13 protein-coding genes are annotated in these 13,464 nt (G+C 63.3%); 10 read left to right on the top strand and 3 right to left on the bottom strand.

The window, feature by feature from the left end:
* Positions 1 to 46: 46 nt before the first annotated feature.
* Complete coding sequence (locus tag AB4Z16_RS22235; protein ID WP_142022881.1) at positions 47 to 1,462, bottom strand: amidase; 1,416 nt, start codon at positions 1,460 to 1,462, stop codon at positions 47 to 49.
* A 170-nt stretch (positions 1,463 to 1,632) separates the two neighbouring features.
* Here AB4Z16_RS22235 and gcvA point away from each other — a divergent pair, with 170 nt between their 5' ends.
* The 3 genes from gcvA (at position 1,633) to AB4Z16_RS22220 (ending at position 4,732) form a co-directional block, all read left to right on the top strand.
* On the top strand, positions 1,633 to 2,508 hold the full coding sequence (gene gcvA, locus AB4Z16_RS22230) for a transcriptional regulator GcvA (protein WP_061971254.1): 876 nt from the start codon (positions 1,633 to 1,635) through the stop codon (positions 2,506 to 2,508).
* A 439-nt stretch (positions 2,509 to 2,947) separates the two neighbouring features.
* Positions 2,948 to 3,523, top strand: a complete 576-nt coding sequence (locus AB4Z16_RS22225) for an isochorismatase family protein (protein ID WP_142022880.1) — start codon at positions 2,948 to 2,950, stop codon at positions 3,521 to 3,523.
* 201 nt (positions 3,524 to 3,724) lie between these two features.
* Positions 3,725 to 4,732 (top strand): zinc-dependent alcohol dehydrogenase family protein, encoded by a 1,008-nt coding sequence (locus AB4Z16_RS22220; protein WP_142022879.1) that lies wholly within the window; start codon positions 3,725 to 3,727, stop codon positions 4,730 to 4,732.
* Position 4,733: 1 nt separating this feature from the next.
* On the opposite strand, the gene AB4Z16_RS22215 is transcribed toward AB4Z16_RS22220, so the two are convergent.
* Positions 4,734 to 5,609: a LysR family transcriptional regulator gene (locus AB4Z16_RS22215; RefSeq protein ID WP_441513502.1), complete on the bottom strand. Its 876-nt coding sequence runs from the start codon at positions 5,607 to 5,609 to the stop codon at positions 4,734 to 4,736.
* Here AB4Z16_RS22215 and AB4Z16_RS22210 point away from each other — a divergent pair.
* From AB4Z16_RS22210 to AB4Z16_RS22180, 7 genes are all read left to right on the top strand, one after another.
* A complete protein-coding gene (locus tag AB4Z16_RS22210; RefSeq protein WP_441513501.1) occupies positions 5,577 to 6,467 on the top strand; it encodes a pirin family protein in 891 nt (296 codons plus the stop codon). The two genes, AB4Z16_RS22215 and AB4Z16_RS22210, sit on opposite strands and share 33 nt — an antisense overlap.
* 186 nt (positions 6,468 to 6,653) lie before the next feature.
* Entirely contained in the window at positions 6,654 to 7,265 is a 612-nt protein-coding gene (locus AB4Z16_RS22205) for a glutathione S-transferase family protein (RefSeq protein WP_142022876.1), read from the top strand.
* A 59-nt stretch (positions 7,266 to 7,324) separates the two neighbouring features.
* The gene (locus tag AB4Z16_RS22200) at positions 7,325 to 9,394 is read left to right on the top strand and encodes a 2Fe-2S iron-sulfur cluster-binding protein (protein ID WP_142022875.1); all 2,070 of its coding nucleotides are present in this window, start codon (positions 7,325 to 7,327) and stop codon (positions 9,392 to 9,394) included.
* A gap of 134 nt (positions 9,395 to 9,528) precedes the next feature.
* Positions 9,529 to 10,077, top strand: a complete 549-nt coding sequence (locus AB4Z16_RS22195; protein WP_142022874.1) for a carboxymuconolactone decarboxylase family protein — start codon at positions 9,529 to 9,531, stop codon at positions 10,075 to 10,077.
* A gap of 65 nt (positions 10,078 to 10,142) precedes the next feature.
* A complete protein-coding gene (locus tag AB4Z16_RS22190) occupies positions 10,143 to 10,607 on the top strand; it encodes a nuclear transport factor 2 family protein (protein WP_441513500.1) in 465 nt (154 codons plus the stop codon).
* Between the two features lie 28 nt (positions 10,608 to 10,635).
* On the top strand, positions 10,636 to 10,983 hold the full coding sequence (locus tag AB4Z16_RS22185) for a hypothetical protein (RefSeq protein ID WP_142022872.1): 348 nt from the start codon (positions 10,636 to 10,638) through the stop codon (positions 10,981 to 10,983).
* 94 nt (positions 10,984 to 11,077) lie between these two features.
* The gene (locus AB4Z16_RS22180; RefSeq protein WP_142022871.1) at positions 11,078 to 11,968 is read left to right on the top strand and encodes a LysR family transcriptional regulator; all 891 of its coding nucleotides are present in this window, start codon (positions 11,078 to 11,080) and stop codon (positions 11,966 to 11,968) included.
* Between the two features lie 61 nt (positions 11,969 to 12,029).
* Here AB4Z16_RS22180 and AB4Z16_RS22175 read toward each other — a convergent pair whose 3' ends face one another.
* On the bottom strand, positions 12,030 to 13,445 hold the full coding sequence (locus AB4Z16_RS22175) for an aldehyde dehydrogenase family protein (protein WP_142022995.1): 1,416 nt from the start codon (positions 13,443 to 13,445) through the stop codon (positions 12,030 to 12,032).
* Positions 13,446 to 13,464: the final 19 nt, after the last annotated feature.

The raw sequence follows: 13,464 nt of genomic DNA, 5'->3' as shown, positions 1-13,464 counted from the left end.
GGGCCGAGCCGTCTCGGCGTGCGATATGCGGGCCGCTCCCAAGACCTTAGGATCGCTTCGGGCCACTGAGGCCCGGTTGACGACGATGCCAGGACGTTGCGCCCTGAAACGCTGCGCCGAGAGCAAGAAGCGCGCTTTCGTCGAACTCGGCAGCGATCAATTGCAGGCCGATGGGCATGCCTTCCACCGAGGCGCTCCCGGGGAAGGCCAGCGTTGGATGGCCGCTCATGTTGAAGGGGCAGGTGTAGCGTTGCAGCTTGGCGATCAGCTCCGGCTGCTCGCCAAGGGTTGCGATCGTCTTCAGCGTGAGCGGCGCGAAAGGATGGACGGGCGTCAGGATGGCGTCGACCGATGATAGCAGGGCCTCGACCTGGCCACGGAATGCCGCGCGGCGACGAAGGATTTCCTGATAGGCCATCCCCGAAACGGCCATTCCGTTCTCGATGACGGACGATAGGATGGCGCCATACTGTTCCTTATGGAGGGCATAGGGCGCTTGATGGGCAACTGCCGCTTCAACCGCGCAGTTCGGTGTCCAGTCCGCCACGATCTGGCGGACATCGGGAAATGACACCTCGGCGATCTCGGCGCCCAGGTTCGAGAATATCGCGCAGGCTTCCGTCAGTGCGGCCTGTGTCCAATCGTCGACGTCTTCGGAGTTCCAGTGCGGGTCGATCCCGATACGCTTGCCGCGTACATTCCCGCTTGCGTCGGCCAAGTAGTCGGGAACCGGACGAACGCTCGTCGTCGGGTCATTGAGGTCATGCCCGGCAATGACATTGAGGATCGCCGCGACGTCGATCACGTTCCGGGCAATCGGGCCGATATGGTCGAGCGAGGGAGCGAGGTCGAATGTCCCATAACGGCTGACGCGCCCCCAGGTCGGCTTCAGGCCGCTGACGCCGTTGGCGGCCGAGGGCCAACGGATCGACCCGCCCGTGTCGGACGCGATGGCGCCGAAGCACAGGCCGGCGGCGGTCGCGACCGCTGATCCGCTGGAGGAGATGCCCGCCCAATAGTCGCCGTTCCATGGGTTTTGCACTGGCGGAATCGATGGGTGGTAGTCGGAATACGCCCCCTCGGTGAGCTGGGTCTTGCCGATCAGCACTGCCCCTGCGTCGATGAGCTTTCGCACGACGGTCGCATCGCGCGCCGGCACATAGTCCTTATGGACCACGGTGCCGGCCGCCGTTGCGACGCCCCTGATCCAGCAAAGGTCCTTTACGGCTATGGGAACGCCATGGAGGGGGCCCCGGTGGATTCCCGCCTCGATCTCGCGGTCGGCAACCTCCGCCTGGCGGAGGGCGCTCTCGTCCAGGACGCTTGCATAAGCCTGCAATTCACCATCAAGACGCCGAATGCGCGAAAGGAGCGCCTCGGTGACATCCTTTGAGGCGATGGCGCGGCGAGAGATAAGCTCTCCGACCTCTGTGAGACCATAGAACTCCACGTTGAAAGACATCCGATCCAACCTCTCCAGCGGCCACGCACGACAGTCTATGATTTAGAATTCATGCGATTCTTGGCGGCTTGCTTGCAGCATTGACGCTTGATATCGGCGGGAATTATGCTGACGCTCGCTGCTTGGACAAACCAGAAGACTTAACCCTGATGAATCAGATTTTCTAATTCATGCCGAGTCGATTGCCTCCCCTTAACGCGCTGAAGGCATTCGAGGCCGCTGCCCGCCACCTCTCGATCAAACTGGCCGCGGAAGAATTGTGCGTGACGCCGGGGGCCGTCAGCCAGATGATCCGGGTTCTGGAGGAAAATCTCGGCGTGAAGCTCTTTGAGCGGGTGACGCGAGGGATTTTTCTGACTGACGCGGGCCGCGATTATCTGCCATCGATACGCAATGCATTCCGCCAGATCGCCGGTGCATCCGAGCGGATCGCAGCCCAGCTGGATTCTGGGCTGCTCACTGTCAGCACCACGCCCTTTTTTGCATCGGCATGGCTGGTGCCGCGATTGTCATCCTTTCGAACGGCGCAGCCCAGCATCGATCTGCAGATCGTCACCAGCAATGCACTGGTTGATTTTTCTCGCTCGGACACGGATGTTGCGATCCGCCATGGGATGGGCCGATATCCCGGACTTCGCAGCGACCGCGTCGTCACGGTCGAGATGATCGCCGTGGCCACCCCCGATCTGATCGACCGAGCCGGCCGTCCGAACCGGCCATCGGATCTCGTGCGTTGGCCGCAGGTTCACGATGCCGAACGAAAGGGCTGGAGCCTGTGGTTTGACACGCACGGCGTTGCTGAAAGGACGACTGCGCGTGGCCTCTCCTTCGATGACAGCGGCCTCTTGCTAAAAGCGGTGCTCGCCGGTCAAGGCGCGGGACTGCTCCCGGCTGCCCTGCTTGAGGATGAACTGCGCGACGAGCGTTTGATCCAGTTGTTTCCGCCCGCTCGAATGGAGGAGTTTGCCTATTATCTCGTCTGTCCGGACAACCGACAGCAGCAGCCCAAGATCGCAGCGTTCCGGGATTGGATCTTGAACACATGACGGCAAGAGGGGACGGAGTTACATCCTCAGGTACTGACTTCAGCAGAGAGTAGATATCCACGCTTCAACTGACCAAGGCCCCGTTAGGGTGGTGGGAAATTGCCATTGGCGACAGCGGGCTAGCGCCAAATGCTGACATTGGACTGACGCCCAAAAGCAGACCTTCTTTAGACTGGCGTTGGTCTCATGGAGGCAAGCGGCCGATCCGGGCGCGATAGGCTTTGGTTCGTTACCGTGAGTTGAACAGCTTGGGCTTAGCTCCTCCGGTGGCCCGATGCGTTCCTGCCTGAGGAACGCAGAAGTCCTCGTTACGAATCTAGTGTTCCTCGTTGAGAGCGGCGATTTTCTCCTTGTCCCCGGCAGAAGACATGAGGTCGGTGCTTGAGGACAGGGCGAGGCGCCTATGCCTTGCCACTTATCGAGACGGCGGAGAACGACCATGCACAAGAATGTTTACACTCCCGAGAATGCAGCGATGCTGCTGATCGATCATCAGGTCGGCACTATGTCGTGGACCCACTCCCACGACATCAATCTGGTCAAGGCCAATGCTGTGAAGTTGGCGAAGATCGCGGTCGGCGCCGATATCCCGGTGCTTCTGACCGTCAGCATGGAAGATCATGCGCAAGGGCCGCTCATTCCCGAGCTTCAGCAGATCCTGCCGGAGGCTTACGCGAAGCGCATCAAGCGGCCCGGTATCGTCAATGCGATGCATCACGACGGCTTCAACGCTGCGGTCAAGGCGCTTGGCCGCAAGAAGCTGATCGTCGCAGGGATCACGACCGAGATCTGTGTCCTCTTCCCGGTGCTGCAGATGTTGGACGAAGGTTACGAAGTGCAGGTGGCGGCAGATGCTTCGGCCTCCTACACCAAATATGGCGACGACCTCGCCTTGCGCCGGATGGAGCGTGCGGGCGCGGTGATCATAACGCATGACCAGTTGATTTCGGAGCTGGCCGTCGACTGGAGCACGCCACTGGGCCAGCGCCTGTCCGGCATCCTGGCTTATCACTGAGCGCTACTTGCCGCGCTCGTAAGCCCTTCCGGCCGAGAAGCGATGTCGTCGGCCCGCTTTCAGCTATGGCCATCCGGGCGGTATCGTACCTGCTCGTATGGCCATGGCGAAGACGATGGGCCTCTCTGGCGTTCGACCGAACCCTTCGCTCCCCCGTCATTTACCGCGCGGCGCCGCAACTCCTGAACGAAGGAACACCCCATGAAGGCGATGACCGTTGGTTCCCCGGCAACCCTGGAGACCCTGGGTTTCAGCGAAAAGCCGGACCCAGGCCAGCCCGGAGAAGGCGAGATCCGTGTCGCATTGCACGGTAGCTCACTGAACTTTCACGATTTGGGTGTGGTCACGGGACGCATGCCGGCGGAGGCTGGCCGTATCGCGCTAGCGGATGCCGGTGGAACGGTCGAGGCTGTCGGAAACGGTGTCACCGAGTTCGCAGTGGGAGACCGGGTGGTTTCCTGCTTCTTTCCCGACTGGCAAGACGGCGCGCCGACGATCGGCAATTTCGCGCGCACGCCCGGCGATGGGATCGACGGCTTCGCGACCGAGTTCGTTGTCACCCGCGCGACCGCCTTCACCCATGCGCCGCGCGACTATGATCATGTCGAGGCCGCGACGATAACGACGGCCGGTTTGACGGCATGGCGAGCCCTGATAGCCGATGGTGGTTTAAAGGCTGGCGATACCGTGCTGCTGCTCGGCACAGGCGGGGTCTCTATTTGGGCCTTGCAAATCGCAAAGGCGATGGGTGCGACCGCGATCGTCACGTCCTCGTCCGGCGAGAAGCTTGAGCGTGCACGCGACCTCGGCGCCGACCATGTCGTCAACTATCGGGAGGTGAAGGGTTGGGGCCGTGCTGTCGCGGATTGGACCGGTGGCCGGGGCGTCGACCACGTCCTTGAGCTGGGCGGTGCCGGCACTCTCGCCAACTCGATCGCGGCGGTCCGCGTAGGCGGGCACATCGCGCTTATCGGCACTGTAACAGGCGTCGCGGGCGACGTGCCGACCGCCGCACTGATGGCCAAGCAGGCGCGATTGCAAGGCTTGATCGTCGGATCGCGGCGGCAGCAGCAGGAGTTCGTGCGCGCCATCGATGTGACCGGAATCCGTCCGGTGGTGGACCGGCGTTTCCCGCTCGGCAAACTTGCGGAAGCCTTCCGCTTTCAGCAGTCCTCCGGCCATTTCGGCAAGATCGGCATCGAGTGGTAGGTCATTTCGCAGCCGGCCCGATCCTCTCGATGAGGATTTCCGTCAGCACCCTCACTTTGCGCGGGAGGTGCTGACCGGGCGGGCGCACGACGAAGATGCCAACCGATGGCAGCGACCACTCGATCATGATCGGCACCAGCCGGCCCGCCGCGACATAGCGCTCGGCAATCAACTGCGGCAGTGCCGCGATCCCGATGCCGGCCGCGGTCGCCTCGGCGATCGCCACGGCGCTGTCTGCCTTGAAGCGACCATGCGGGTGAATTTGCGTGACCGTGCCGTCGCGTTCGAATTTCCAGCTCTCCGTTCCGATCATCACCGCCGAATGACCGGCTACCTCCGCGGGAACCGATGGTGCCCCATGGGCGACCACATAGTCGGGGCTGGCAAAGAGCCTGACGGGCAGCGTGCCGATGCGTCTCGCCACCAGGTTTGAGTCCGGCAGATAGCCGACCCGGATACCGCAGTCGAAGCCCTCGCTGATGAGATCGACATAGCGGTCGTTGAACAGAGTGTGGACGTGCAGAAGCGGATGGCGCTTCGCCATCTCGGCAAGGACAGGCGCAAAATATTCGGGGCCGAAGGATGACGGTGCCGCCAATCGCAGCGGTCCGCGCAGTTCGCCCGAGGGCATGATCTCTTCGCGCGCGGCATCCAGCTCCGAACATATCCGAGCGGCGTGCTCCCGAAACGTCACTCCGGCCTCGGTCAGCGCCGCACCGCGGGTGGTTCGCGCCAGCAATTGTGCCCCCAGCTCTTCTTCCAGCCGCACCAGACGCCGGCTGACGATCGACTTGGCCAAGCCGAGACGCCTCGCGGCAGGCGATACCCCTCCGGCGTCAGCGACTTGAACGAAGGTCCTCAAATCGTCGACATCCATGGCGTTCCTCTTGCCGAAACTCAGCTGACCGTCAGACGTGGCTACTCGCCCGCATACAGCAACGCTACCTCTTCTGGCGAGAAGTCCATCCCGGACCTGAGGAGTGTCATCATGCAACCGACCAAAATCATGCCGTCGATCACACGGGGCGACTGGAAGCACGGCTTCGGCATCAAGGTGTTCTATCCGGGCTCCCTGTCGAACGAGGTCGACAGCGGCATCGGCGCGATCGGCCGGATTGACCGCGCTCAGATTCAGCCCGGACACATCATCGGAATGCATCCGCACAAGGATGACGAGATCTTCACCTACAAGAGGGCGGGCCGTATGCTTCATCTCGATACCGTCGGCAACCGCGAGGAGGTGACGCCCCGCCGTTTGATGATGATGAACGCCGGGCATAGCTTTCAGCACGAGGAACATGTCCTGGGCGACGAGCCCACGCAGGCGCTCCAGATCTTCCTGCGTCCGCGCGAGGGCGATCTGGAGCCGAAGGTTCAGTTCCACGAGATGGATGCGGAGCGCAGCGACGATGCCTGGCGGCTTCTCGTTGCCCCGCAGGGAGCGGCTTTCGAAGTTCGTTCGCAAGCGTGGGTTCGAGATGCGCATTTGCACGCCGGTCACACTCTGGCTTTGCCCGACGTCATAGCGCCCGGTTTCGTCAGTCTCCTCTTTGTCTTCTCAGGCAAGGTGCGCGTCGGCGACCTCGCGATCGATGCTGGAGAACTCTACCATCTTGGCGACAGCGAGGCTGGCATCGCGGCGGTTACCGACGCAGACATCGTTCTGTTTACCACTGATACCACGGCTCCGGTCTTCAAGGGCGGCATGTTCAGCGGGAACGTCGCGCAGGCATGATCGAGCGGCCGATATCGGGCCAATATTGGGCGTTTCGCCTGGATGGCCAGGCGCATGTGAATCGGCCATTCTTCCACGTCGCGTAACAATGAACTGCCGAGCTTGAGCATTCTGCAAGAGTGAAACCTGCGGCACCTTGGCGATGCGGATCGGGAACAGGCCCGTCCATCATCGCAGGAGTGAGCCGTGAAGCTCTATCATCATCCCCTTTCGGGCCATGCCCACCGCGCCCGTCTCTTCGCTTCTCTTCTGGGGCTGCCGCACGAACTCGTCGAGGTCGACCTCAAGGCCGGCGCGCACAAGAAGCCCGACTTCCTCCGGATAAACCCGTTCGGTCAGGTTCCCGCTCTAGAAGACGGCGAGGTCGCCATCGCCGACTCGAATGCCATTCTCGTCTACCTGGCCAAGAAGGCAGGACGGAACGATTGGCTTCCAGACGATGCAAAGGGCGCCGCCGCGGTCCAGCGCTGGCTGTCGGTCGCTGCAGGCGAGGTCGCCTACGGTCCGGCTGCCGCACGGCTCATCACGGTATTCGGGGCCAAGTACAACCCCGAGGAGGTCATCGCCCGCGCTCATGTGCTGCTGGCGAGGCTTGAGAGCCGGCTCGACGGTCGCGATTGGCTCGTCGGCGACGGCCCCACCATCGCGGACGTGGCGATCTACAGCTATGTTGCCCGCGCGCCGGAAGGCAATGTCGATCTGACCGGCTACCCGAATGTCAACGCGTTTCTGCGGCGCGTCGAGGCCCTGCCCGGGTTCGTACCCTTTGTGCAGACCCCCGTCGGCCTGGCTGCGTGACGATGTGCCGGAGCGCGCCCGCCGGCGCGCCCGGACCTTTCATTCGAAGGAGCGGGGACATGGATACGACACTCGCGAAGCTGCCTGTATGGCATGAGGGAGAACGGTATCTGCAGGAAAAGGCCGGCATGGCCGAACGCATGGCCGTCGCCGGGCAACGGGTGGTCCGTGACTTCATGCCGGACCAGCACCGCGAGTTCTATGCGCAGCTGCCCTTCATCGTGCTCGGCAGCGTCGATCCTGCCGGGGATGCCTGGGCAACGTTCATCGAGGGGCGGCCCGGCTTCATGTCGTCACCGTCGCCGACCGTTCTCGATATCGCAGCACATCCGGCCGCGGGCGATCCGGCGGCCGAGGGCATGGCGGATGGCGCTCCCATCGGGCTGCTCGGCATCGAAATGCATACCCGCCGCCGCAACCGCATGAACGGCTTCGTCTCGACGTCCGCCGCAGGCCTCAGCGTCGCGGTCGACCAGAGCTTCGGCAACTGCCCCCGCTATATACAGTTGCGGGATTTCTCGTTCAGCCGGGAGCCCGACATGCAGCCGGGGTTGATTGCCGAGAGCCTGGCGTCGCTGGACGATGCTGCGCGCGAGACGATACAGCGTGCGGACGCGTTCTTCGTTGCCTCCTATGCCGATCGAGGAGATCGCCGCCAGGTGGACGTCTCGCACCGCGGCGGCAAGGCCGGCTTCGTCCGCGTCGGCGAGGACGGAACGCTGACCATCCCGGATTTCGACGGCAACCTGTTCTTCGCCACCCTCGGCAACATTCATCTGAACGGTAAGGCCGGGCTGCTGTTCGTCGATTTCGAAACCGGCGATGTGCTCCAACTGACGGGAGACGCGGCGCTTGTTCTGGACTCGCCGGAGATCGCCGCCTTCCAGGGGGCCGAACGGCTCTGGACCTTCAAGGCGCGCCGGATCGTCCGACGCCGCGCCGCGCTCGCCCTGCGCTGGAACTTCCGGCAGAACGGCTGGTCTGCGAACTCGCTGATGACCGGCGATTGGGAGCAGGCCGCCGACCGGCTTCGGGCGGCGGAGCTGGCGACGCGCTGGAGGCCAGTGCGCATTGCGAGGATCGTCGACGAGAGCGCTTCGATCCGATCGTTTTATCTGCAGCCCACGGATGGAGCGGGACTGCTCGCTCACCTCGCCGGGCAGCACCTCCCGATCCGTCTGACGCCCAAAGGCGCCGAGCAGCCTGTGGTGAGAACCTACACCATGTCGGCAGCACCCTCAGATGGCGTCTACCGGATCAGCGTGCGACGCGACGGTCTGGTCTCGACCCATCTGCACGACAATCTGCGGGTGGGCGATACCATTGAGGCGCGCGCGCCTGCAGGCTCCTTCACCATCGACGCACGAGCGACACGTCCTGTCGTGATGCTGGCGGGTGGCGTCGGTATCACCCCGCTGCTCGCGATGCTCCGGCACATCGTCTACGAGGGGGTGCGCAAGCAGCGCATCCGGCCGGTCACCATATTCCAGGCCGCTCGTACCAAGAAGGATAGGGCATTCGACCACGAGCTTTCCGAGTTGGTCGCGGCTGCACAGGGTGCGGTCAAGCTGGTGCGCCTTCTCAGTGATACGACCGATGCAGAGCCAGAGCGTGATTACGACGTCTCGGGCCGGCTGGACGTGGCTGCGCTGAGTCGCTTCCTCCCCTTCGGCGATTACGACTTCTTCCTCTGCGGTCCGCCGTCCTTCACCCAGGCCCTGTATGATGGCCTGCGCGGCCTCAACATCGCAGACGACCGTATTCATGCCGAAGCCTTCGGACCGTCGTCACTCAAGCGCACGGCTCCGGCAGCCCCGATCGAGATCGCTGTCAGGCCACAGCCCGCGACGCAGGCGGTTCCTGTCGCCTTTACGGAATCGCTCAAGGAAGCCCGCTGGACGCCGGGCTCCGGCACGCTCCTGGAACTGGCCGAGGCGCGCGGGCTGGAGCCGGCATTCAGCTGCCGCGAGGGCCATTGCGGCACATGCCGGACCAAGCTCGTCAAAGGCCGTGTCGCTTATGTCCGGGAGCCTGCGGCCGCATTGGAAGAGGGCGAGATCCTGCTCTGCTCGACCGTTCCGGCCGAGCCGGAGGGGAGCGGCGACAACAGGATCCAGCTAGCGGTCTAATCTCATCCGCCGTCATTGCTGTCTGGCGCGCAATAATCCCTTCCGCCTTTCGAGCATTCAACACGATGGCCCAACCGATCATTCTTCAACTCAGACGAGAGCGGTTCTCTCGCCTTCAAAACAGGAGAAACATCATGTCCTACATCCCGACTCCCGCGACGATCGAAGAGGCGCCCGAAGGCTCGCAACCGATCCTCGAGACGATCCGCAAGCAGATCGGCACGGTGCCGAACATCTTCCGGCTGGTTTCGACCAGCACCGCCGCTCTGACGGGCCTCACCGGCTTCCAGGCCGCCTTGGGCAAGGGCAAGCTTGCACCGGCGACTCGCGAGCGGATCGCGCTGGCGATGGCCGGCGTCAACGGCTGCGATTACTGCCAGGCGGCGCACACCTATTTCGGCGGCAAGTTCGCCAAGCTCAGCGACGATGAGATTGCGGCCAATCTGGAGGGCACCTCCCAGGATCCCAAGGCGGCTGCGGCGGTCGCCTTCGCGCGGGCCCTGGTGGTCTCGCGGGGATCGGTCGGCCCGGCCGCGCTCGATCAGGTTCGGGCCGCCGGGTACAGCGATGCCGAGATCCTCGAAATCATCGGCCATGTCGCTGTCAACACCTTCACCAACTACGTCAACGAAGCGCTCGGCACCGAGGTCGATTTCCCCCTCGTCGAGCGTCTCGCGGCCTGAAGTCGACGGCCGGCGCGCTCGATGCGCCCGGCCGCCGCTTTCCACCCAATTCCAGGAGATTGAAAATGTCCCGCCCGCCGCTGCCGCCCTTCACTGAAGAGAGCGCCATCGAGAAAGTCCGCCTGGCTGAAGACGGCTGGAATACGCGCGATGCCGCCAAGGTCGCGCTCGCCTACACGCTCGACACGAAATGGCGGAACCGGGCGGAATTCTGCAACGGTCGCGATGAGGCCCAGGCCTTCCTGACCCGCAAGTGGAATCGGGAGCTCGGCTACCGCCTTATCAAGGAGCTCTGGGCCTTCCGCGGCAACCGGATCGCCGTGCGCTATGCCTACGAGTATCATGACGACAGCGGCCAGTGGTTCCGGGCTTATGGCAACGAAAACTGGGAGTTCGCCGAGGATGGGCTGATGCGGTCGCGCCATGCAAGCATCAACGAAATGCCGATCAGCGAGGCCGAGCGCAAGTTCCGCTGGCCTCTGGGCCGTCGCCCTGACGATCACCCCGGCCTCAGCCATTTCGGCTTTTGAAATCCTTCGTTCTTGCGGAGACGCGGCCGTGATTCCCGATCCAATCAACGAGCGCGTTCGCGTCTCGATTGAGCTTGCCTTGATTGAAGGCCCCGATGACCCGTCCGCATATTGGCAACAGTATGCGGACGCCAAGCGGCTCGGGATGAGTGAGGCTGAGATCGACATTGCAAGAGAGGGGCGGAGCTTCGATGTCCAGACCGCTACGGTTCAGGCGGTCGCGATCGCGGCACTGTCCGAAGATGAGGCGCTGCGAGCTGCCGCTCGCGCGAGGGCGGAGAGCCTCGGCCTGTGCGAGGACACATGCCGAAAGATCGAGACCTTCGCCAGACGCTTCATCGCGACATTCAAACAAGGCTCGGCCAGCAGGGCGTAAGCCCATGGCGGCCCAGTTTTGCGCAACCTCTTTGCGACCCGCTATAGGCTGCTGACAGCATTGCAGCGGGCAGACCGGCCGTAGGGGGCAATTGATGGATCGCTGGCAGGCCATGCGCATCTTCGTGAAGGTAGCGGAGACCGCGAGCTTTTCGGAAAGCGCGCGCCAATTGCATATGAGCGCGCCTGCCGTGACGCGCTCCGTGGCTGCCCTGGAAGACGCCATCGGCGCGCGCTTGTTCGTGCGCACGACCCGATCCGTAAAGCTCACCGAAGCCGGCGACCGCTACTTCGACGATTGCCGCCGAATCCTCTCGGACATCCTGGAGGCGGAAGCTGCGGCTGCAGGGTCCTATGCGACGCCCTCAGGAACGCTCGCGGTCACCGCGTCGCTCCTGTTCGGCCAGATGTACGTCCTGCCGATCGTCACGGATTATCTTGACGCCTATCCGACCATGGCGGCAAGGACCCTGTTCCTGGACCGCCAGGTCAATATCGTCGAGGAAGGTATCGATGTCGCGGTCCGGATAGGGCATCTCGCAGATTCCGGCTTCACCGCAGTGAAGGTCGGCTCGGTTCGGCGGGTTGTCTGCGGCGCCCCGTCCTATTTCGAGAAGCATGGTGTCCCAACGACCCCCCAGCAGCTCAAGGACCATCGGATCGCGGCCTCGACGAGTGCCTGGGCTTCGCCGGAGTGGCGGTTCGCTCGCGACCAGCGGGTCACCGTCCATCCCTCGCTTCAGTGTAATACCAACGACGCGGTCATTGCGGCCGCCATTGCTGGGTGGGGGTTGACCCGCGTCCTGCATTATCAAATCGGTCCGGCATTGTTGGATGGACGCCTCCAGGTCGTGCTCAGCGACGACGAAGAACCGCCCTTGCCGATCCACGTCGTGTATACGGAAGGTCGCCAAGCCCCGGCCAAGGTACGCACATTTGTGGACGCCGCCGTGACGGCGCTCCGCGCCAACCGTCTCCTGAACTGATCCCCTGCCAGGAAGGCCAGTTCGGCCCGTTCATTGCCGTCCGGGCCCCGTGCGCCAACCCTCACCCCAAAATGGAGCGCGGTTCCAGGAATGCCTCCAGTCCGAATGAGCCGTACTCGCGTCCGATACCCGACTGCTTGAAGCCGCCGAAGGGCGCGTGCGGTTCGTGTTTCGCTCCATTGATGACGACGCGGCCCGAATGCAGCTGCGACGCAATGCGCCGGCAACGCTCTGGGTCGGTACCGATGACATAATTCTGAAGGCCGTAGTCCGTGTCGTTTGCGATGCTAATCGCGTGGTCCTCGTCACGATAGGGCAGAACGCAAAGCACCGGTCCGAATATCTCCTCCCGTGCGATCCGCATGCTGTTATCGACCTCGCCAAAAAGCGTCGGTTTGACGAACCAACCGCTATTCAGGCCGTCGGGCCTGCCTTCGCCACCCGCGAGAACGCGAGCCCCCTCTTGTGGGCCGAGCGCGATGTAAGACTGGACGCGCTCCCACTGCCTGGCGCTGACCATCGGGCCTATGCGCGAAGCCGGATCATTGCCGGGTCCGACCGACCAGTTCGCCAAGCCTGCCACCAAGCGCTCTTGCATCGTCGTCAGCTTGTGTTCCGGGACCAGAATGCGCGTTCCTGCGATACAGGCCTGCCCGCTATTGATGAAGCCGTTGGCGAGCACTTGAGCCGCGGCAGCGTCTGGATCGGCATCGTCGAGAACGATCTGCGCGCCTTTTCCGCCTAGTTCGAGCGTGACCCGCTTCATTGTATCCGATGCTGCGCGAAGGATCGCCCGCCCGGTCTCAGTCGACCCGGTGAATGTAATTTTGGCGATGTCGCGATGACGGGTCAGAGCGTCCCCGGCCAATGCTCCAGTCCCGTTGATGATGTTGTAGACGCCGTTCGGCAGTTCGGCCTCATCGAGCGCCTCCGCGAGCACCTGCGTCTGCCAGGCGCTCATCTCCGAAGGCTTGATCACGATCGAGGTGCCCGCCGCGATGGCTGTGGCGAGCTTCGAGCAGATGAAGCCGAGATTGCTGTTCCAGGGCGTGACAGCGGCGGCCACGCCAACCGGGCGCATCTCGACCAGTGCCGATCCGATTTGGCGCTGCCAAGGATAGGCCTCGACCGTTCGTGCCATGTCGAGGAAGACCTGTCCTGCCCGGCTGGCGCTGGCCTCCACGAATGGCGCGGGTGCGCCGTATTCTTCGCTCATGGCCTCGGCGAGATACGCGCTGCGTCGCGAGACGACATCCGATAGCCGATGCAGCATCGCGACGCGCTTGCTGTTCGACATCGTCGAAATCTCCGCATAAGCGGCCACAGCCGCTCGAACCGCTGCATCAACATCCGCGGCATTCGACAAATGGACCGTGCCGATCTGCTCCTCCGTCGCGGGGTTGAACAGCGGCCCTAGGTCAGTGCCTTGCACCGGCACGAAGCGGCCATCGATATAGTTCTGATTGATTGTTCGCATCGAAAGCTCCTGTGTCTGG

Source organism: Allobosea sp. TAF32 (assembly GCF_052113585.1).
In the GTDB taxonomy this organism is placed as follows: Bacteria; Pseudomonadota; Alphaproteobacteria; order Rhizobiales; family Beijerinckiaceae; genus Allobosea.
This window is presented reverse-complemented; position numbering and strand designations above follow the sequence as displayed.